We start from the raw sequence: 20,159 nt of genomic DNA, 5'->3' as shown, positions 1-20,159 counted from the left end.
TCAGACGGTGGCGACGTCGGCGTCCGACTTGCCGAAGCTCTTCAGCAGGACGACGAGGGCAGCGCCCACGAGGACGCCCGCCGCCAGCGCGATGAAGTAGCCGAGCTTCCCGTCGACGGCGAACAGGACGAAGATCCCGCCGTGCGGCGCGCGCACCGCGACGTCCATGGCCATCGAGAGGCCTCCGGTCACCGCGCTGCCCGCCATGATGGCCGGGATGACGCGGATCGGGTCGGCCGCCGCGAAGGGGATCGCTCCCTCGGTGATGAACGAGGCCCCCAGCAGCCAACCGGCCTTGCCGTTCTCCCGCTCGGGTGCGTTGAACAGCCCGGGCCGCACCACGGTGGCCAGGGCCAGGGCGATGGGCGGCACCATGCCGGCGAGCATGACCGCGGCCATGATCCGCAGCTCCGGGGCGTCCGAGGCCAGGGCCGCGCCACCGACGCCGACCGCGGCGAAGCTGTAGGCGACCTTGTTGAGCGGGCCGCCCATGTCGAAGGCCATCATCAGGCCGAGGATGACGCCGAGGATGACCGCACTGCTGCCCGTCATCGAGTTGAGGCCGTCGGTGAGCTGGGTCATCAGCCAGTTGATCGGCTTGCCGAGGACGATGATCATGATGAGCCCGGCGACGATCGAGGTCACCAGCGGGATCACCAGCACGGGCATCAGCCCGCGGGCCCAGGCGGGCACCTTGCGCTGCGCCAGCCAGTGCGCGATCAGGCCGGCGAGCACGCCGCCGACGATGGCGCCCAGGAATCCCGTCGCCGGGAAGTCGATGGGGCTGTCGCCCGAGGTCTTCACGCCGAACAGGTTGGCGGCGAGGCCGCCCAGGACGAATCCCGGGGCGATGCCCGGGCGGTCGGCGATCGCGTAGGCGATGTAGCCGGCGAACGCCGGGATGAACAGCGCGAACGCCGTTTTGCCGATGATGAAGAACAGGGCGCCGACGTAGGCCAGGAAGCCCGAGCCGAGCAGTGCGTGGTCGAGGCCGTACGCGGCCGGGTCGGGCAGGTCGAAGATCGTGTGCGACACGGCGATGTCGCCGTAGGGGCCGACGATCTCGTAGCCGCCGAGGAGGAAGCTCAGGGCGATCAGCAGACCGCCCGCGGCGACGAACGGGATCATGTAGGAGACACCGGTCATGAGCACGCGGCGCGCGCGTCCACCCCAGGTCTCCTGGCCGGTGACGCCCGCGTCCGCGGCGCCTGCCTCGCCCTCGACCCTCGGGGAGCCGGCCGGGTCGGCGGCGTAGCGCAGCGCCTCGGCGATCATCGCGTCGGCGTCGTCGATGGGGCGCTTCACCCCGGAGGTGACCATCGGCTTGCCCGCGAAGCGGGACCGGTCGCGCACGCCCACGTCGACGGCGAAGATCACCGCGCCGGCACGCGCGATCGTGTCGGGGGGCAGGGGCGTCGACCCTGCAGATCCCTGGGTCTCGACCTGCAGCTCGACGCCGGCGCGCTCGGCGGCGGCCTCCAGGGCCTCCGCGGCCATGTAGGTGTGCGCGATGCCGGTCGGGCAGGCGGTGACGGCGACGAGCGAGGGCTTGCCGCCGGCGGCAGCGGTCGCGGTCGGTGCCGCCGCGTCGGCCCCTTCCGGCACCGTGGTCGGGCCGCCGCTCGGGGTGGCCGCACCGGAGGGGGCGCCCGAGGCGGGCGCGGGCTTGGCGGCCGCAGGCTCGCCGAGCTCGTGGGCGACCAGGTCGACGACCTCCTCGACGGACTCCGCCGAGCGCAGCGCATCGGTGAAGGCGGGCTTCACCAGCGCGCGGGCGAGCTTGGTGAGGATGGTGAGGTGGTCGGCGTCGCCGCCGGCAGGTGCGGCGATGAGGAACGCGATGTCGGCCGGGCCGTCCTTGGCCCCGAAGTCGACAGGCGGGTCGAGACGGGCGAAGGCGAGGGTCGGCTCGTCGACCCCGGTGGTCCGGCAGTGGGGTATCGCGATGCCGCCGGGCAGCCCGGTGGCCGAGGTCGCCTCACGGGCGAACGCGTCCTCGATGAGCTGGTCCTTGCTGCTCGCGCGCCCGGCGTCGTCGACGACGGCGGCCAGGGCGCGGATCACGTCCTGCTTGTCGGCGCCCCAGTCGGCGCCGAGCCGCACGAGGTCGGTGGTGATCAGGTCGGTCATGCGGTGCCTCCCAGGGCGGTGACGCCCACGAGCTCCGTACGGAGGTGCGAGGGCTGGGGGATGGTGGTGCCGGGAAGGCCTGCGGCGGCGCTGCCGTAGGCGACTGCGAGGGCCAGGCGCTCGGGGGCGGGCAGCCCCCGGATGTCGCCGAGCAGGTAGCCGAAGAGACTGGAGTCACCCGCCCCGACCGTGCTGACCACAGTGGTGGGGGGTGGGGTGGCGTGCCAGGCACCCTCGCTGGTGACGAGGACCGCGCCGTTGCCGCCGAGGGTGGCGAGGACAGCCCCGACGCCACGGTCGATGAGCTGTCGAGCCGCTGCGGCGGTGGCCGCGGGGTCCGCCTCGAGCTCCTCGGCGTCGCCCCCGGTGAAGGAGGCCAGCTCCTCGCCGTTGGGCTTCATCAGGTCGGGTGCCGCCTCGGGAAGGGCCTCGACGAGGGCCTGGAGCGGAGCCTCGCTGGTGTCGACCGCGACGTGGCCGCCCACCTCGCGGAGTCGTCGTACGAGGTCGGCGTAGAACCCGGCGTGGGCGCCCACAGGAAGTGAGCCTGCCAGCACGGTCCAGTCCGCGCCAGAGGCCCGGACGAGGACCGCCTGGGCCATCAGCTCGAGGTGCAGCGGCAGCACGTCGGCGCCCGGCGAGTTGAGCTTGGTGGTCGTGCCGTCGGGCTCGGTGATCGTGAGGTTGACGCGCACGTCGCCGGCGGGCGTGACGGGGCGGCAGTCGATGCCCGCGCCGAGCAGCTCGAGGACGAACGGGTCCTCCTTGGCAGCTGGTACGACGGCGATGCTGGGGATGCCGGCGCTGACGGCGGCGCGCGAGATGTTCACACCCTTGCCGCCGGCCTGCGAGGTCACCGAGGCGACCCGGTGGACCTGGCCGCGCACCAGCTCGCCGTCGAGCGACACCGTGCGGTCGATGCTCGGGTTGGGGGTCAGGGTCAGGATCATGCGATCACCACCTCGATTCCGGCTTGTTCCAGCGCCCGGCGATCGGCGGGCTCGATGCCGTCGTCGGTCACGAGCGCGTCGATGCTGTCGAGCGTCGCGAACCTGACGGCAGTCTCCACCCCGAGCTTGGTGGAGTCCGCGAGCACCACGGTGCGTCGTGCGCAGGCGATGACCGCGCGCTTGGTCGAGGCCTCGTCCGCGTCGGGCGTGGTGAGGCCGTGCCCGACGGTGAGGCCGTTGGTCGCGACGAAGGCGACGTCGGCGCGCAGCTCGGCCAGCGCGGCGACGGTCTCGGCGCCGACCGCGGCGTGCGTGGTCGGCCGCACGCGTCCGGGGAGCAGGTGCAGCTCGATCTGGGGGAGCCCGGCGAGCCGGGTGGCCACCGGGACGGCGTGGGTGATGACGGTGAGCCGGTGGTCGCGGGGCAGGGCCGCGGCGAACCGCGCCGTCGTGGTGCCTGCGTCGATCACGACCACGGAGTCCGGCGGCGGCAGGAGGGCGACGGCCGCCGCCGCGATGGCCTCCTTGGCCTGCGTGTTGGACTGGTCGCGCTCGCCGATGCCTGATTCGATGACGGTGAGCGAGCCAGCCGGCACGGCGCCGCCGTGGACCCGTCGGACCAGCCCCATCCGGTCCAGCGTGGACAGGTCCCTGCGGACCGTCTCGGTGGTGACCTCGAACTCCTCGGCGAGGCGCACCACGGAGAGGCGACCGCGGCGGCTGATCAGCTGGGCCATCGCCTGCTGGCGCTCTTCGGCGTACATCGGTGGTCCCTTCGGCCGTGATCTGTGTATGTGTTGTTTTAGTCCCGAATGTGTTGCTTGTCAACCATGGCGTGTTCTACGGTGTGTCCATGACCACACCCGACACCCTGAGCGGGACCCCGGTCGTTCCGGGGGTCGCCGCCGGCCCCGTCCTCCACGTGCGCGGGGAGGTCTCGCCCGAGGCCATCGCCCGCTTCGGCGAGGGCGACTTCGCCGATGCCGACGCCGCCCTCGCGGCGTACGACGACGCGGCCGCCGCGGTCGCCGCCACCTTCTCCGACAAGGCCGCCTCGGCGCAGGGCGCGGCCGCGGAGGTCCTCACCGCCAGCGCCGGCCTCGCGCGGGACAAGGGCCTGCGCTCCGGTGTGGCCAAGAACCTCCAGGCCGGGCAGGGCCCGGTCGCGGCGGTGCAGGGTGCGGTCGAGCAGTTCGTCACCATCTTCACGAACATGGGCGGCCTGATGGCCGAGCGGGTGACCGACCTGCGCGACATCGAGCGACGCGTCGTCGCCCACCTCGTGGGGGAGCCGGCGCCGGGTGTGCCGACGCCGAGCGTGCCCTCGATCCTCGTGGCCGAGGACCTCGCGCCCAGCGACACCTCCGGCCTCGACCCCGCGCTGGTGACCGCCCTGGTGACCGAGCGCGGTGGCGCGACCAGCCACACCGCGATCATCGCGCGCCAGCTCGGCATCCCGTGCGTGGTCGGCGCCGCCGGCATCACCAGCCTGGCCGAGGGCACCTTCGTGGTGGTCGACGGCGAGACGGGCACCATCGAGCAGGGCGCGGACCCCGACGAGGCGCAGGCGCGCGTCGAGGAGAGCCGGCGGCTGCGCGAGGAGCTGTCCTCCTGGACCGGTCCGGCCGCCACCGCCGACGGGATGCCCCTCAAGCTGCTCGCCAACGTCGCCGACGGCCCGTCCGCGGCGAGCGCGAGCACCGAGCCGGTCCAGGGCGTCGGTCTGTTCCGCACCGAGCTGTGCTTCCTCAACCGCAAGGACGAGCCCAGCGTGGAGGAGCAGACCGACATCTACTCCGACGTGCTCGCTCCCTACGCCGACGGCCGCTACGTCGTCGTGCGCACCCTCGATGCAGGCTCCGACAAGCCGATCGCCTTCGCGACCCAGGAGGGGGAGGAGAACCCCGCCCTCGGCGTGCGCGGCCTCCGGCTCAGCTTCGGCAACCCCGGCCTGATGGACCGCCAGCTCGACGCGATCGCCGCTGCGGCGGAGCGCACCGGCACCGAGACCTGGGTGATGGCACCGATGGTGGCCACCGTCGCCGAGGCCGCCGAGTTCTCCGAGAAGGTGCGCTCACGTGGCCTGAGGTCGGGCGTGATGGTGGAGATCCCGAGCGCCGCGCTGCTCGCGCACCGGATGCTCGAGGTCGTCGACTTCCTCTCCATCGGCACCAACGACCTCACCCAGTACGCCATGGCCGCGGACCGGATGGCCACCGACCTGGCCCACCTCACCGACCCCTGGCAGCCGGCCGTGCTCCAGCTGATCGCCATCACCGCGCACGCCGGCGCCGAGGCCGGCAAGCCCGTGGGCGTCTGCGGCGAGGCCGCGGCCGACCCGCTCCTGGCGACCGCCCTCATCGGCATGGGCATCTCGTCGCTGTCGATGGCCGCCCGTGCCGTCCGGCCCGTGGGTGCCCAGCTCGCGCGGGTCACGTCCGAGACCTGCGAGGCCGCGGCCGAGGCCGCCCTCGGCGCGCCCGACCCCATGGCCGCACGCGCCGCCGTGCGCGCGCTGCTCGGCCACTGACACCCCATCCATCTCACCACGGAGGAAACATGACATCTGCCTATGACCGCTACCGTGCCGCCGACCTCGACCTCGACCTCCCGGACCAGGCCTGGGCGTGGAACCTGCACGGTGCGGGCGAGGAGAACATGGGCAAGGACGGCGCGCCCGAGCTGGTCGCCGTCCCCGAGCCCGACGCCGACCACATGCTGGTGCGCATCGACAGCGTGGGACTCTGCTTCTCCGACGTGAAGATCATGCGCCAGGGCGGCAGCCACCCGAAGCTCTACAACCGCGACCTGGCCAAGGAGCCCACGCGGCTGGGGCACGAGGTGAGCCTCACCGTCATCGAGGTCGGGGACAACCTCAAGGACCGCTACCACGCAGGCCAGCGACTGGCCGTGCAGCCCGACATCTACCAGGACGGCAAGAGCACCGCCTACGGCTACACCATCCCCGGCGGCCTGATCCAGTACCACCTGATGGGCGCGGAGATGCTCGACACCGACGACGGTGCCTGCCTGCTACCCCTCCCCGACACGATGGGGTACGCCGAGGCCTCCACGCTGGAGCCCTGGGGCTGCGTGATGGCCGCCTACACCCAGCGTCGCCGCCTCGAGCCGAAGCCCGGCGGGACCATGTGGATCGTCGGCCGGCCCGGGGACGAGCGCGACTACCTCTTCTCGTCCGGCCTGGACGCTCCCGCCACCATCGTGATGACCGACGTGCCCGCGTCGGTGGCGCAGCTGGTGGAGGGCGCGTCCGCCACCACGGTCGTGCGCGACGGCCTCGGCCCCGACGACTACCAGGCGCTCGTCGACGAGCTGACCGACGGTGCCGGCTTCGACGACATCGTCGTGCTCGACCCGCGGTCCGCGGCGACGGTGGGTGCCGTGGCCAGGCACATCGCCCGGCGAGGCACGCTCAACCTGGTCGGCGAGACCGAGCTGGACGGCCTGGTGGACACCGACGTGGGCCGCCTCCACTACGACTACACGGCCTACATCGGCGGTCGGGGGCCGGACATCGCCGCCTCCTACGGCGAGGCGCGCAACCGCTGCGACCTGCGCTCGGAGGGCACCACCGTCTTCGTGGGCGCCGGTGGGCCCATGGGGCTGATGCACGTCCAGCGGGCCATCCAGCAGCCCGGGGGACCCCGGACGATCGTCGCCACCGAGGTGAGCGACGAGCGCCTGAAGGCCCTCGAGGACCGGTTGGCCCACCTGGCGGAGAGCAACGGCTGCGAGCTGGTCACGTTCAACTCCCAGACCGCCGAGCAGTCCCTCCACGACTTCGTCATGGGGCTCACCGACGGCCGCGGGGCCGACGACGTGGTGGTCAGCGTCCCCATCGGCGCCGTGATGGCCGAGGCCGACACCCTGATGCGTTCCGACGGCATGCTGGTCTTCTTCGCCGGTGTCCCCAACGGCACCATGGCGCCGATGAACCTGAGCGCGGTCTACCTGGACAACGCGCAGTACACAGGGACGTCGGGACTGACCATCCACGACCAGCAGCAGGTGGTCGACCTCGCCATCCAGGGCGCGCTGTCCCCGGGATCCATCGTGGGTGCCGTCGGCGGCATGAGCGCGGCCAAGGACGGCCTCCAGGCCCTCGTGGACGCGACGTACTCCGGCAAGGTCCTCGTCTTCCCCCAGATCCACGCCTTCCCCCTCACCGGGCTCGACGAGCTGGCGGACACGCTGCCCGACGTCGCCGCGAAGCTGGGGCCGGGCAACACGTGGAACAGCGAGGCGGAGAAGGCGTTCTTCGACAGCCAGCTGGGCGGCTGACCCTGCTTGCCGGGTAAAGCCACACAGTCGGGCACGAATTCATGCCCGAATGCTTGGCAACATGCCCGTTCGTGAGGTTTAATTCCAGCATCATGTGATCGGGGTCACCCCCCGAACGTCTTCTGGAGGACATCGGCATGGCCACAACCACCACCACTCCCGCGACCGGCACCGGTGCACGGGTCCGCGTGCAGAAGTTCGGCACGTTCCTGTCCAACATGGTGATGCCCAACATCGGCGCGTTCATCGCGTGGGGATTCATCACCGCCCTCTTCATCGAGGTCGGCTGGCTGCCGAAGCTCGGGATCGGCGACGCGGCCGACAGCTGGGTCGCCCACATCGGCGGCTGGGGCGACTACGCGGGCGGCGGCATCGTCGGCCCGATGATCACCTACCTGCTGCCCATCCTCATCGGCTACACCGGCGGCTACAACATCTACAAGACCCGCGGCGGCGTGGTCGGCGCGATCGCGACGATGGGTGCCATCGCCGGCGGCGGCGTGCCGATGTTCATGGGCGCCATGGTCATGGGCCCGCTCGGCGGCTGGTCGATGAAGAAGATCGACGCCCTGTGGGACGGCAAGATCAAGCCCGGCTTCGAGATGCTGGTCAACAACTTCTCCGCCGGCATCTGGGGCCTCCTCCTGGCCGTCTTCGGCTTCTTCGTGATGGCCAACCTGGTCGAGCGCGTCGCCGGCTGGCTGGGCGACGGGGTCGACTTCCTGGTCAGCAACAACGTGCTCCCGCTGACCTCGGTCATCATCGAGCCGGCCAAGGTGCTGTTCCTCAACAACGCCCTCAACCACGGCGTGCTCACGCCGCTGGGCCTCGACGAGGCCGCCTCGTCCGGCAAGTCGGTGCTGTTCCTGCTCGAGGCCAACCCCGCGGCCGGGCTCGGCCTGCTGCTGGCCTACATGTTCTTCGGCAAGGGCATGGCCAAGGCCTCGGCCCCCGGCGCGGCGATCATCCACTTCTTCGGTGGCATCCACGAGATCTACTTCCCCTACGTCCTCATGAAGCCGATCCTGATCATCGCCATGATCGGTGGCGGCATGACGCAGATCTTCGTGAACGTCATCTTCGACGCCGGCCTCCGTGCGCCGGCCGCCCCCGGATCGATCCTTGCGGTGTACGCCAACACCGCGAGCGGCTCCTACCTCGGCGTCACGGTGTCGGTCATCGCCGGGGCTGCGGTCACCTTCGCGATCGCCGCGGTGCTGCTCAAGCTCGACAAGTCCGAGGAGGACGGCGACCTGGTCGCCGCCACCGCGCAGATGGAGGCCACCAAGGGCAAGAAGTCGTCGGTCGCCAGCACCCTGACCGGTGGCGCCGCCACGGCGGCGGGCACCGCGACCGCCACGGTCACCCGCGAGATCCGCAACATCGTGTTCGCCTGCGACGCCGGCATGGGGTCCTCGGCCATGGGCGCCTCGGTGCTGCGCAAGAAGATCCACGACGCCGGCCACCCGGAGGTGACGGTGGTCAACAAGGCGATCGCCAACCTCGAGGACGACGTGGACCTGGTGGTCACCCACCAGGACCTGACCGACAGGGCCCGGCAGAAGAGTCCGTCGGCCGTCCACGTCTCGGTCGACAACTTCATGGCGAGCCCTCGCTACGACGAGATCGTGAGCATGGTCGACGAGAACAACGGGGCCTGAGCACCCGCTCGGGCGGCTCCGCGAGCCCCGGGCCGGCTCTCCATCCCCGAGGAGAGCCGGCCCTGCCGCACCACCTCCACTCACCCTCCACCGTGTGGTCTGATGGCCGCACGGCACCACGCAGGACACCCACCCAACGGAATGAGGCGCTGATGAGCGACGTACTGAGCCGGGATGCGATCGTGCTGGGCGGCCAGGCCCGCGACCGCGACGCGGCCATCACCGAGGCCGGACAGCTGCTGGTGGCGTCGGGGGCCGTGGACCAGGCCTACGTCGACGCGATGCACGAGCGCGAGACCTCGGTCTCCACCTTCATGGGCAACGGTCTGGCCATCCCGCACGGCACCAACGAGGCCAAGGCGCTGATCCGCCACACGGCCATCTCGTTCATCCGCTACGACGAGCCCATCGACTGGAAGGGCAGCCCGGCGTCCTACGTCGTCGGCATCGCCGGCGCCGGCGACGACCACCTCGCGGTGCTGCAGGCGCTCGCGGGTGCGTTCACCGACGACGCCCAGATCGCCGCCCTCGACGCGGCCCAGACCCCTGACGACGTGCTCGCCGTCCTGGGGGACGTCAGCGTCTGAGCCCCCAGCCCCCGCACGCGCCAGGTGCCCCCGCCGGACTCCGGCGGGGGCACCTGTGCGTCGGACCCGCCCCGGCCTCGGCGGCCGACACGCGAGTCTCTCGTGTCGCACGCTACTGCGGAGTGCGTAGTAGTCTGCGATGCATGGATCAGACCCAGCTCCTCAAGGGAGTGCTCGACCTCGCGGTCCTCGCGGTGGTGCGGGGTGAGGACGGCTACGGCTACGACATCGTGCGACGCCTCCGCGACGGCGGCCTCGCCGAGGTGGGCGACGCCTCGGTCTACGGCACGCTGCGCCGGCTCTACGCGGCCGGTGCGCTGACGTCGTACGTCGTGCCGTCGGAGAGCGGGCCGCACCGCAAGTACTACGGGATCACGCCGATCGGTCGCGACCAGCTCAAGCGGCAGCGCGACGACTGGCACGCCTTCGCCACCACGCTCGACGGGCTCCTCGACGGACCCGCATCCCGCGCCACGTCCCAGGGGGTCAACGCATGAACACCACCGAGCTGCCGCTGCGACCCGACGTCGCCGCCTTCGTCGCCCGCGTCCGCGAGTGCCTGGCCGACCTCTCCGAGGAGGACCGGCTCGAGCTGACCGAGGGCCTCGAGGCCGACCTCACCGACCAGGTCGCCGAGCACGGCGGGGAGGTGCTCGGCGACCCGGAGGCCTACGCCCGCGAGCTCCGCGTGGCCGCGGGTTTCGAGCCGACCGCGCGGCGCCGGCCGCGACTGCGCTCGGACGCGAGCGTCGCGGAGCGGGTCGAGGAGCTCCAGCAGCGGTGGGAGACCTTGCTCGCCCACCCGCGGGTGGCCCCGGCGTGGACCGTCGTCGCAGCGCTGCGGCCGGCGTGGTGGGCGGTGCGCGCGTGGGCGGCTGCGGTCGTGGTCGCCCGGCTGGTGCCGGGTTGGTACGACTACGGGCTCACCTGGCTGCCCGGCGTCCCCGTGGCCCTCGGCCTCGCCCTCCTCGCCGTCTGCCTCGTCGGCAGCACGCTGGTCGGGATCGGCAGGCTGTGGCCAGGGGGTCGCTCCGCGCCCGTCGCGCGCGGTGCGCTGCTGCTGCTCAACGTCGCCGCGGTGGTGGCCGTGCCCGTGATCAACGGTCAGCTCGACCAGCAGTCGTGGAACCGCTACAGCCAGGGCTACGCCGAGGCCCAGCGGGGCGACGACCAGCAGGGTGTGGTCAACCGCGGCAACCAGGTCTGCAACATCTCGGCGTACGACGCTGCCGGCCAGCCGTTGCAGGGCGTCCAGCTCTTCGACCAGGACGGGCGCCCGCTCGACGTGCGGTGCTACGGCCAGGCGAGCCGCACGGTGCCGTGGGTGCTCGGCGACGTCACCCGCTGGAACGTCTTCCCCATCGGCGTACGCGACCACCCGGCCCGCAGGGCGGTCGATCGCGAGGACCTGTCGGGCGCGGCGTTCCCGACTCCGGACCGGGCCACCGCGCCGGAGGTGACCAACCCCCTCGCCCCCGAGCCGGCCGAGCCCGAGAAGGCCCCGGCCGGCGACCGGGACAAGAAGGACGGCACGAAGGCCGGGACCGACGACGGCAGCCGGGACGGGCGCGGGGTCAGCAGGCGCTGACCGAGACCGGTACGCCGTTGAGCGCGGCGTTGCCCGACACGTCGAGCAGCTCCGGGTCGGTGAGGTCGTTGATCGAGACGCCCGGCACGTCACGGCTGCGGCTCATCAGGACGCCGTCCTTCGCGTGGCCGTAGCCGTGGGGGAGCGACACCACGCCGGGCATCAGGTCGGCGGAGGCGGCGACCTCGACCTCGACCGTGCCGACCCGCGAGGTCACCCGCACCCGCGCCCCGTCGGTGATCGCGCGGGCGTCGAGGTCCTCGGGGTTCATCAGCAGCTGGTGCCGTGGGCGGCCGCGGGTGAGCCGCTCGGAGTTGTGCATCCACGAGTTGCAGTCCTGCTTGTGGCGGCGGCCGATGAGCAGCAGCTCGTCACCGACGGGTCGTGGCACGGCGGCCAGGCGGGCGACGTCCTCGACGACGACGGCCGGTGCCAGGTCGATCCGCTTGTTCTTCGACGGCAGCCGGTCGGGCAGCTGGCGGGCCCGGAGCGGGCCGAGGTCGATGCCCGCGGGGCGCGCGCGCAGCTTGGACAGGGTCACGCCGCTGTCGCCGCGCCGCAGCAGCTGGCCGATCAGGAAGGTGGGGCTGGCGGTGAGCCGCGCCCGCTGGACCAGCCGCTTCTTCAACGGCACCTTCCGGCTGAGCCGGGCGGCCGTGCGCAGCGTGATCTCCCGGAAGATCTGCCAGTCGTGGCGCTGGTCGGCCTCCTTGTCGAACACCGCCGGGGTGAAGCGCGCCGTGTTGCGCACCGCCAGCAGGTGGAAGACGAGGTCGTAGTGGTCGCGCTCGAGCGCGGTCGTCGGGGGGAGGATCACGTCGGCGTGCCGGGTCGTCTCGTTGACGTAGATGTCGACGGCGGCCATGAAGTCGAGGTCGCGCAGCGCCGTGTCGAGCCGCGCGCCGTCGGGGGTGGACAGCACGGGGTTGCCCGCCACGGTGAGCAGGGCGCGCACCTGGCCCTCGCCCGGCGTCTCGATCTCCTCGCGCAGCGCGGAGACGGGCAGCTCACCGGCGGTCTCCGGCAGGCCGCGCACGCGCGAGCGCCACGCGTCGAAGTGACCGCGCCCGATCAGACCGGTGCCCACGGCGTCGATGGCCGGCGTGGTGAACAGGGCGCCGCCCACGCGGTCGAGGTTGCCGCTGAGGATGTTGAGGCAGTTGACCGCCCACTGGCACACCGTGCCCCACGGGCCTGCCGAGACGCCGATCCGGCTGTAGACGACGCCGCCGTCGGCCGTGACCAGCTCCCCGGCCAGCCGCCGGATCTCCTCCGCCGGCAGTCCGCTCATCTCCTCGGCCCGCTCGGGCGTGAACCCGGCGACCAGCTCGACGACCGTGTCCAGCCCGTCGACGTACGACGCCACGGTGGGCGTCGACCGGGTGGTGAGCTCGTGCAGCATCGCGAGCAGCACCCACGCGTCGGTCCCCGGCCGGACGAAGTGGTGCTCGTCGGCGACCTTGGCGGTCTCGGTGCGACGTGGGTCGAGCACGACCATGCGGCCGCCGCGCGCCTTCAGGTCGCGCACCCGCTGCGGGAAGTCGGGGACCGTCATCAGCGAGCCGTTGGACGCCATCGGGTTGGCGCCGATGACCAGGAACCACGACGTGCGGTCGATGTCGGGGATCGGCAGGAACAGCTGGTGGCCGAACATCAGGTGCGCGACCAGCTGGTGGGGGAGCTGGTCGACCGAGGTGGCGGAGTAGCGGTTCTTCGTCCGGAACGACTTGAACATCGCCGTGCCGTGCGTCATCGAGCCGAGGCTGTGCGCATTGGGGTTGCCGAGGTAGACGCCCAGGGCGTCGTCACCGTGCTGCTCGATGACCCGGGCGAGGTTGTCGGCGACGAGGTCGAACGCCTCGTCCCAGCCGATCTCCTGCCACGTCGCGTCGGCACCTTCGCCCAGCCTCCGGACCGGACGCCGCAGCCGGTCGGGGTCGACGTAGACGTCGGCGATGGCCACGCCCTTGGGGCAGATGTGGCCGCGCGAGAGCGGGTCGGCGCGGTTGCCGCGCACGGACAGCACGTCGCGCCCCTCGACGGTGAGCTCGAGGCCGCAGATCGCCTCGCAGAGGTTGCACACGCCGATGCGGGTCTCGCTCATGGCTGCGTCCTGGTCATCCAGAACCCGCCGCCGTCCAGCGCCGAGCGGGTCGGCGGGAGGAACGGGGCCAGCTCCTGGAGGAGGTGGGGCGAGGTGGCGACGTGGTGCGTGCCGAGCAGGACCTCGTCACCCGCGGCACCGCCGGCGAGGTAGGCCATCAGGAGGTACTGCTCGGCGTAGAACCGGTCGTTCCAGTCGGCGGGGTAGTCGTCGGGGACGAACGTGTCGTGGAGCCCGTAGACCACCCCGGGGCGCAGGTAGGGGAGCGACTCGGTGAAGAACACCGTCACGTCGGAGTTGGTGAAGGCGCGGTGGCTGTTGTCGACGAAGAGCATGTCGCCGGGGCCGAGCCGGTCGAGCAGGTCGAGGTCGATGTCCTCGTAGGGCGAGCGCACGACCTCGTCGCACAGCGCGTCGACCTCCGCGCGCGGCTGCGGGTCGATCGAGACGATCTTCGTATCCAGCCCGTGGTCGCGGATCGCGAGCCGGACGAACTTCGTCGAGAAGCCCGACCCCACCTCCATGTAGAGGGAGGGGCGTCGGGTGGCGACGAGGCCGTAGAGGGTCGCGCCGTCGAGGGTCGGCAACCACGGGTTCGACCAGTACGGCAGCGTCGGGTCGGTCTCGTCCTCCGGCACGGCTGCGAGGGGCGCGAGGGACGGGCCGATGTCGCGCAGCAGCGCCGCGACGCGCTCGTCGCTGGCCCGCATCAGGTCGCCGAAGAAGTCCTTGCCCGGGCGCGCGAAGGTCCGGGGGCGCGGGGTCACGGGGTAGTCGAACAGCGCAGCGCGGCCCTCGGCGACCCGGGCCGTGGTGTCCCGGTCGAGCTGCATGTAGTGCTCGAGCGTCAGGTGGGTGTTGCCCAGGTCGGTCTCGAGCCGGGCGATCCTGGCCTCCGCGCGGGCCAGGTCGGCGCGGGACGTACGTGCCTCGGTGCGGGCCGCGGCCGCAGCGGCCCGCGACTTCTCGAGCCGCCCGGTGAGCCGCGCGACGCGCTCCTGGCTCCTGCCGAGCCGCCGGCGCACCCGCGCCAGCTCCCGTCCGAGGTCCCCGGCCCGCTGACGAGCGCGCCTGCCCGGCAGGATCCGGCCGGCCAGCTTCCTCACCCGATGTGCCACGGACCGATCCAACCACGTCGGGCCGCCGGGCACGGGGCACCCGGACGGGGGTTTTGGAACCGGCGCGGGTCGGGCACACTCTGGGCGCCCGGTCAGCACCGGGCATCACCGACAGAATGGAGCACGTCATGGGTTTCGGAGGGCCGATCGGCCTCATCGTGGTGGGTCTGATCCTGTCGTTGGCGTTCAACGAGCGTCAGGTGGGACCCCTCGAGGTGACCACCTTGGGCTGGATCCTCGTCCTGGCCGGTGCGCTCTGGCTGGTGCTCACGCTGGTCCAGCAGAACACCCGGCGCCGCCACAGCACCACGGCGACGACGACCGACGCCGCCGGGCGTCAGGCGACCACGCAGCGCACCACCGAGTCTGACCCGCCGCCGCCGCCGGCCGTCTGACGACACGCACGACAGCAGGAGCCCCCGCCGGTCCGGTGGGGGCTCCGGTGCGTCGTACGGGGATTGGGCCGGCGCCCCGCGCCTCGATATGCTTTCCCGGTTGTCCGGACGGACGACACGCCGTGCACACGGCCGCGGAACCAGAGTGCCCCGGTGAACAGGCCCGGGCGCGCCGCGCAACGAGAGAACCGAAGGAGCCCCCATGTCGATCGGTACCGACGCGGAGACCAAGAAGAAGATCATCGCCGAGTACGCCCTGACCGAGGGCGACACCGGTTCCCCCGAGGTCCAGATCGCGCTGCTCAGCCACCGCATCTCGCACCTCACCGAGCACCTCAAGACGCACAAGCACGACCACCACAGCCGTCGTGGCCTGCTGCTTCTCGTCGGCCAGCGCCGTCGTCTTCTCAACTACCTGCAGAAGACCGAGATCGAGCGCTACCGCTCGATCGTCGAGCGCCTCGGCCTGCGACGCTGATCGCGACAGGAGCGGTTCCCCACCTCGGGGAGCCGCTCCTCTCACATCCGGGACCCCGTTCCCGGCCCGGGCCGCGCTAGTGTCGACCCGGCACAACTGAACAACATCAGATCCAGGAGCGACCCGCGCACCCGGCTCGGTCCTCGGTAGTGGCCTTCAGGTGCCCACCCACTCGGGTACGACACCTGCGGGCCTCGATCGAAGACCGGCACCTCATGCGGCGTCGCGGATCGCTCCGCGAAGAGAAAGCAGATCCTGCTTCCATGAGTGAACCCATCATCTCCGCTGTCGAGACCGTCCTCGACAACGGTCCCTTCGGCCAGCGCACCGTCAAGTTCGAGACCGGCCTGCTGGCCCGTCAGGCCGCCGGCTCCGTGACGGCCTACCTCGACGACGAGACCATGCTCCTGTCGGCGACCACCGCGGGCAAGACGCCCAAGGACCACTTCGACTTCTTCCCCCTCACGATCGACGTCGAGGAGCGGATGTACGCCGTGGGCCAGATCCCCGGCTCCTTCTTCCGGTCCGAGGGCCGCCCGGGCGAGGACGCGATCCTCACCTGCCGCCTCATCGACCGCCCGCTGCGCCCGACCTTCAAGAAGGGCCTGCGCAACGAGGTCCAGGTCGTCATCACCGTGATGGCCCTCGACCCCAACATGCCCTACGACGTGCTGGCCATCAACGCCGCGTCGCTGTCCACCCAGCTCTCCGGCCTGCCGTTCTCCGGCCCCGTCGGCGGCGTCCGCGTCGCCCTCATCGAGGGCCGCTGGGTCGCCTTCCCGACCCACTCGCAGCTCGAGTCGGCCGTCTTCGACATGGTCGTCGCCGGTCGCGTCACCGAGACCGGTGACGTCGCGATCATGATGGTCGAGGCGGAGGCCCCCGAGGACACCATCGCGCTCGTCGAGGGTGGCGCCCAGGCGCCCACCGAGGAGGTCGTGGCCGGTGGCCTCGACGCCGCCAAGCCCTTCATCAAGCAGCTCGTCGAGGCCCAGGCCCAGCTCGCGGCCGAGGCCGCCAAGCCGGTCCAGGACTTCCCGGTCTTCCTCGACTACGAGGACGACGTCTACGCCGCGGTCGAGGCCGCTGCGAAGGACGAGACCGCCGCCGCGATGACCATCGGCGACAAGCAGGAGCGCGAGCTCAAGGTCGACGAGATCAAGGCCGGCCTGCTCGAGGAGCTCTCCGGCCAGTTCGAGGGCCGCGAGAAGGAGATCGGCGCGGCGTTCCGCTCGCTCACCAAGTCGCTGGTGCGCCAGCGCGTGCTGCGCGACAAGATCCGCATCGACGGCCGCGGCCTGGCCGACATCCGTCCGCTGCACGCCGAGACCGACGTGATCCCGCGGGTGCACGGCTCGGCGCTGTTCGAGCGTGGCGAGACCCAGATCCTGGGCGTCACCACCCTCGACATGCTCAAGATGGAGCAGCAGCTCGACACGCTCTCCCCGGAGAAGCACCGTCGCTACATGCACAAGTACGTCTTCCCGCCGTTCTCCACCGGCGAGACCGGCCGCGTGGGCTCGCCCAAGCGCCGCGAGGTCGGCCACGGCGCCCTGGCGCGTCGCGCCCTCCTGCCCGTGCTGCCGTCGCGCGAGGAGTTCCCCTACGCGATCCGCCAGCTCTCCGAGGCCATGGGCTCCAACGGCTCCACCTCGATGGGCTCGGTCTGCGCCTCGACCCTGTCGCTGCTGCAGGCCGGTGTGCCGCTCAAGGCCTCCGTCGCCGGCATCGCGATGGGCCTCATCTCCGACGAGGTCGACGGCGAGACCCAGTACGTCGCGCTGACCGACATCCTCGGCGCCGAGGACGCCTTCGGCGACATGGACTTCAAGGTCGCCGGCACGCGGGAGTTCGTCACCGCGCTGCAGCTCGACACCAAGCTCGACGGCATCCCCGCCGAGGTCCTGGCTGCCGCGCTGACCCAGGCCCGCGACGCGCGCCTGGCGATCCTCGACGTGATGGCCGAGGCCATCGACGCCCCCGAGGAGATGTCGGTCCACGCGCCGCGCATCATCACCGTCCGGGTCCCGGTCGACAAGATCGGCGAGGTGATCGGTCCCAAGGGCAAGGTCATCAACCAGATCCAGGACGACACGGGCGCGACGCTGTCCATCGAGGACGACGGCACGGTCTACATCGGTGCGACCAACGGCGAGGCCGCCGAGGCGGCCAAGGCCGCGGTCAACGCGATCGCCAACCCGACGATGCCCGAGGTCGGCGAGCGCTACCTCGGCACCGTGGTGAAGACGACGAACTTCGGTGCGTTCGTCTCGCTGATGCCGGGCAAGGACGGGCTGCTGCACATCAGCAAGCTCCGCGCCCTGGCCGGTGGCAAGCGCGTCGAGGCCGTCGAGGACGTCCTGTCGGTGGGCCAGAAGGTCCAGGTCTCGATCGCCGAGATCGACGACCGCGGCAAGCTCTCGCTGGTCCCCGTCGTCGACGAGGCCGAGGGCGGCTCCGAGGAGTCGTCCGAGGCCCCCGAGGGCACCGACGCCGAGTGATCTGCTCCGCGTGACCAGCACCTGATGCTCCACCCGCGACCGGTCGGCCGTCTGGCCGACCGGTCGCGGTGCTTCACCCCCCAGCAGAAGAAGGACCCCTTGCAGAAGAACGGCACCACCCGCACCCTCCACACCGTCAAGGACGCCGACGGGGCCGTGACCTCGCGCGTACGACGCACGGTCCTGCCGAGCGGCCTGCGGATCGTCACCGAGCAGATGGCCGGCTCCCGCTCGGCCAGCATCGGCGTGTGGGTCGACGTCGGCTCGCGCGACGAGACCCCGGCGCTCCACGGCTGCTCGCACTTCCTCGAGCACCTGCTCTTCAAGGGCACCGCCGAGCGCTCGGCGATGGACATCTCGATCGCGCTCGACGCGGTGGGCGGCGAGTTCAACGCCTTCACCACCAAGGAGTACACCGTCTTCCACGCCCGGGTCCTCGACGAGGACCTCGGCACGGCCGTGGACGTCCTCGGCGACATGGTCACCGCCTCGACCATCACCGAGCTCGACGTCGAGGCCGAGCGCGACGTGATCCTCGACGAGATCGCCATGCACGACGACGACCCCGACGACGTGGTGCACAACCTCTTCGCCCACCAGGCGTGGGGCGACAGCCCCCTCGGCCGCCCGATCGCCGGCACCGAGGAGTCGATCACCGCGATGACGCGCGGGCAGATCCACCGGTTCTACCGTCGCCACTACCGCCCCGAGAACATGGTCGTCTCGGTCGCCGGCAACGTCGACCACGCCGCCGTCGTGCGGCAGGTGCGCGCGGCCTTCGGCCGAGAGGGCTTCCTCGAGGGCGAGGCCACCCCGCTGACGCCGCAGCAGACCGAGAAGGCACGCCGGGTCCAGCCCGGCGAGGCCCGCACCGTGCGCCAGCAGGAGCAGGTCAACCTGGTCCTCGGCGTCAAGGGCCTGACCCGCACCGATCCCCGCCGCTACGCCCTCGGGGTGCTCAACACGGCCCTCGGAGGCGGCACCTCGTCGCGGCTGTTCCAAGAGGTGCGCGAGGTGCGCGGCCTGGCCTACTCCGTCTACTCCTTCGCCAGCCACCACGCCGACGCCGGCGTCGTCGGGGTGTCCGTGGGCTGCCTGCCCGGCAAGTACGACGCCGTGCTGGAGACCGTCCGTGCCGAGCTCGCGAAGGTCGCCGAGAGCGGCATCACCGCCGAGGAGCTCGAACGCGGCAAGGGCCAGCTCAAGGGCGGTCTCGTGCTCGGCCTCGAGGACTCGGGCTCACGCATGTCGCGCATCGGCAAGGCCGAGCTGGTCTACGACGAGCTGCTCACCATCGACGAGGTGGTCCGCCGCATCGAGGCCGTCACGCTCGAGGACGTCTCCCTCCTGGCCGCCGAGCTGTTCAGCCAGCCCGAGCTGCTTGCGGTCGTGGGTCCGACGCGCTGAGCGGTGCCGGGGGCCGCGCCGGCCTGGTCGCGACCAGGACGCCGGCGACGACCAGCACCGCCCCCGCGGACTCGCCGGCGCTGACGGTCTCGCCGAGCACGAGCCAGGCCGCGCTCATCCCGACGACCGGCACCAACATGGAGAACGGCGCCACCGTCCCCGCGCGGTGCCGGGCCATCAGCCACGTCCAGATGCCCGACCCCAGCACGGTCCCGACCAGGACCGTGTAGGCCAGGCCGAGGACGGCGGGCCACGCGTCGGGGGAGTCCCACCGGGTCAGCGAGTCGGCGATCCGGTCCGGGCCCTCCACCAGGAGGGACAGCGCCAGCATCGGCAGGGGCGGCACGACCGACATCCAGAGCGTGAGGTGGAGCGGCTCGGGCGCCCGCGCCTGCGCCGTGCACAGGTTGCCGAGGGCCCACGAGAGCGCTCCGGCCAGCACCAGGACGAAGGGCCAGAACCCGGCCGGCCCGTCGAGGCGCTGCCAGCCGACCACGGCGAGGCCGGCCACGGCGACGAGCACGCCCAGGGCGGCACGCGGGGTGAGCGGGTTGCGCAGGAGGGCGGCCGCGAGCAGCACCGTGAACGGTGCCGAGGCCTGGAGCACCAGCGACGACAACCCTGCGGGCATGCCGGCTGCCATGCCCCAGTAGAGGAACAGGAACTGGAACGTCCCGAACCCGAGGCCGTAGCCGACCAGCCAGCGCACGGGCACCCGCGGGAACGGCACCAGCAGCACGGTCGGGACCGCGATCAGCGCGAAGCGCAGGGCGACGAGGAAGAACGGCGGGAAGTGCTGGAGCGAGGCGTCGATCGCCAGGAAGTTCAGCCCCCAGCAGACCGCGACGATCGCTGCGAGGAGGCGGTGGCGGGTCGGCACCCTCCCAGCCTCGTGCCGCGGACAATGTAGCACAAGTGAAACGGTCTGCAACTGATCT

General features: G+C 71.8%; 16 protein-coding genes. 10 read left to right on the top strand and 6 right to left on the bottom strand.

Annotated elements, in window-relative coordinates; translation table 11 throughout:
• The 3 genes from ASC64_RS05260 to ASC64_RS05250 are packed head-to-tail and all read right to left on the bottom strand — an operon-like array spanning position 1 to position 3,844.
• Complete coding sequence (locus ASC64_RS05260) at positions 1-2,130, bottom strand: PTS fructose transporter subunit IIABC (protein WP_056906488.1); 2,130 nt, start codon at positions 2,128-2,130, stop codon at positions 1-3.
• Positions 2,127-3,080 carry a 1-phosphofructokinase family hexose kinase gene (locus ASC64_RS05255; RefSeq protein WP_056906487.1) on the bottom strand — a complete coding sequence of 318 codons (954 nt, stop codon included), beginning with the start codon at positions 3,078-3,080 and terminating at the stop codon, positions 2,127-2,129. Before ASC64_RS05255 ends, ASC64_RS05260 begins: the two co-directional genes overlap by 4 nt.
• On the bottom strand, positions 3,077-3,844 hold the full coding sequence (locus ASC64_RS05250) for a DeoR/GlpR family DNA-binding transcription regulator (RefSeq protein WP_056906486.1): 768 nt from the start codon (positions 3,842-3,844) through the stop codon (positions 3,077-3,079). The genes ASC64_RS05255 and ASC64_RS05250 overlap by 4 nt, the downstream gene beginning before the upstream one ends.
• An 89-nt stretch (positions 3,845-3,933) precedes the next feature.
• Between ASC64_RS05250 and ptsP the strand changes: the two genes are divergently transcribed.
• The 6 genes from ptsP to ASC64_RS05225 all read left to right on the top strand — a co-directional run bounded on the left by ptsP (position 3,934) and on the right by ASC64_RS05225 (position 11,218).
• A complete protein-coding gene (gene ptsP / locus ASC64_RS05245; protein ID WP_056906577.1) occupies positions 3,934-5,610 on the top strand; it encodes a phosphoenolpyruvate--protein phosphotransferase in 1,677 nt (558 codons plus the stop codon).
• A 29-nt stretch (positions 5,611-5,639) separates the two neighbouring features.
• Positions 5,640-7,382: a zinc-binding dehydrogenase gene (locus tag ASC64_RS05240; RefSeq protein WP_056906485.1), complete on the top strand. Its 1,743-nt coding sequence runs from the start codon at positions 5,640-5,642 to the stop codon at positions 7,380-7,382.
• Positions 7,383-7,519: 137 nt separating this feature from the next.
• The gene (locus tag ASC64_RS05235) at positions 7,520-9,043 is read left to right on the top strand and encodes a PTS mannitol transporter subunit IICB (protein WP_082550228.1); all 1,524 of its coding nucleotides are present in this window, start codon (positions 7,520-7,522) and stop codon (positions 9,041-9,043) included.
• A 152-nt stretch (positions 9,044-9,195) separates the two neighbouring features.
• Positions 9,196-9,630: a PTS sugar transporter subunit IIA gene (locus tag ASC64_RS21550; protein WP_082550227.1), complete on the top strand. Its 435-nt coding sequence runs from the start codon at positions 9,196-9,198 to the stop codon at positions 9,628-9,630.
• 143 nt (positions 9,631-9,773) lie between these two features.
• Positions 9,774-10,127, top strand: a complete 354-nt coding sequence (locus tag ASC64_RS05230) for a PadR family transcriptional regulator (protein WP_056906484.1) — start codon at positions 9,774-9,776, stop codon at positions 10,125-10,127.
• Positions 10,124-11,218 carry a hypothetical protein gene (locus ASC64_RS05225; protein ID WP_056906483.1) on the top strand — a complete coding sequence of 365 codons (1,095 nt, stop codon included), beginning with the start codon at positions 10,124-10,126 and terminating at the stop codon, positions 11,216-11,218. Before ASC64_RS05230 ends, ASC64_RS05225 begins: the two co-directional genes overlap by 4 nt.
• Here the strand turns inward: ASC64_RS05225 and ASC64_RS05220 are convergent.
• Together ASC64_RS05220 and ASC64_RS05215 are read right to left on the bottom strand one after the other, a co-directional pair.
• Positions 11,205-13,322: a molybdopterin-dependent oxidoreductase gene (locus tag ASC64_RS05220; protein WP_056906482.1), complete on the bottom strand. Its 2,118-nt coding sequence runs from the start codon at positions 13,320-13,322 to the stop codon at positions 11,205-11,207. The genes ASC64_RS05225 and ASC64_RS05220 overlap by 14 nt on opposite strands.
• The gene (locus ASC64_RS05215; protein WP_156385034.1) at positions 13,319-14,440 is read right to left on the bottom strand and encodes a class I SAM-dependent methyltransferase; all 1,122 of its coding nucleotides are present in this window, start codon (positions 14,438-14,440) and stop codon (positions 13,319-13,321) included. The genes ASC64_RS05220 and ASC64_RS05215 overlap by 4 nt, the downstream gene beginning before the upstream one ends.
• Before the next feature lie 128 nt (positions 14,441-14,568).
• On the opposite strand from ASC64_RS05215, the gene ASC64_RS05210 reads away from it, so the two are divergent.
• The 4 genes from ASC64_RS05210 to ASC64_RS05195 all read left to right on the top strand — a co-directional run bounded on the left by ASC64_RS05210 (position 14,569) and on the right by ASC64_RS05195 (position 19,221).
• Positions 14,569-14,835 (top strand): DUF6458 family protein, encoded by a 267-nt coding sequence (locus ASC64_RS05210; RefSeq protein WP_156385033.1) that lies wholly within the window; start codon positions 14,569-14,571, stop codon positions 14,833-14,835.
• 202 nt (positions 14,836-15,037) lie between these two features.
• Entirely contained in the window at positions 15,038-15,313 is a 276-nt protein-coding gene (gene rpsO / locus ASC64_RS05205; protein WP_056906479.1) for a 30S ribosomal protein S15, read from the top strand.
• A 263-nt stretch (positions 15,314-15,576) separates the two neighbouring features.
• Entirely contained in the window at positions 15,577-17,814 is a 2,238-nt protein-coding gene (locus tag ASC64_RS05200) for a polyribonucleotide nucleotidyltransferase (protein WP_056906478.1), read from the top strand.
• A gap of 24 nt (positions 17,815-17,838) precedes the next feature.
• On the top strand, positions 17,839-19,221 hold the full coding sequence (locus tag ASC64_RS05195; RefSeq protein ID WP_156385032.1) for a M16 family metallopeptidase: 1,383 nt from the start codon (positions 17,839-17,841) through the stop codon (positions 19,219-19,221).
• Here ASC64_RS05195 and ASC64_RS05190 read toward each other — a convergent pair.
• Positions 19,178-20,101, bottom strand: coding sequence for an EamA family transporter (locus ASC64_RS05190; protein WP_056906477.1), 924 nt, complete (start codon positions 20,099-20,101; stop codon positions 19,178-19,180). The two genes, ASC64_RS05195 and ASC64_RS05190, sit on opposite strands and share 44 nt — an antisense overlap.
• Positions 20,102-20,159: the final 58 nt, after the last annotated feature.

Origin of the sequence: Nocardioides sp. Root122, assembly GCF_001425025.1 — a bacterium.
Classification (GTDB): Bacteria; Actinomycetota; Actinomycetes; order Propionibacteriales; family Nocardioidaceae; genus Nocardioides.
This window is presented reverse-complemented; position numbering and strand designations above follow the sequence as displayed.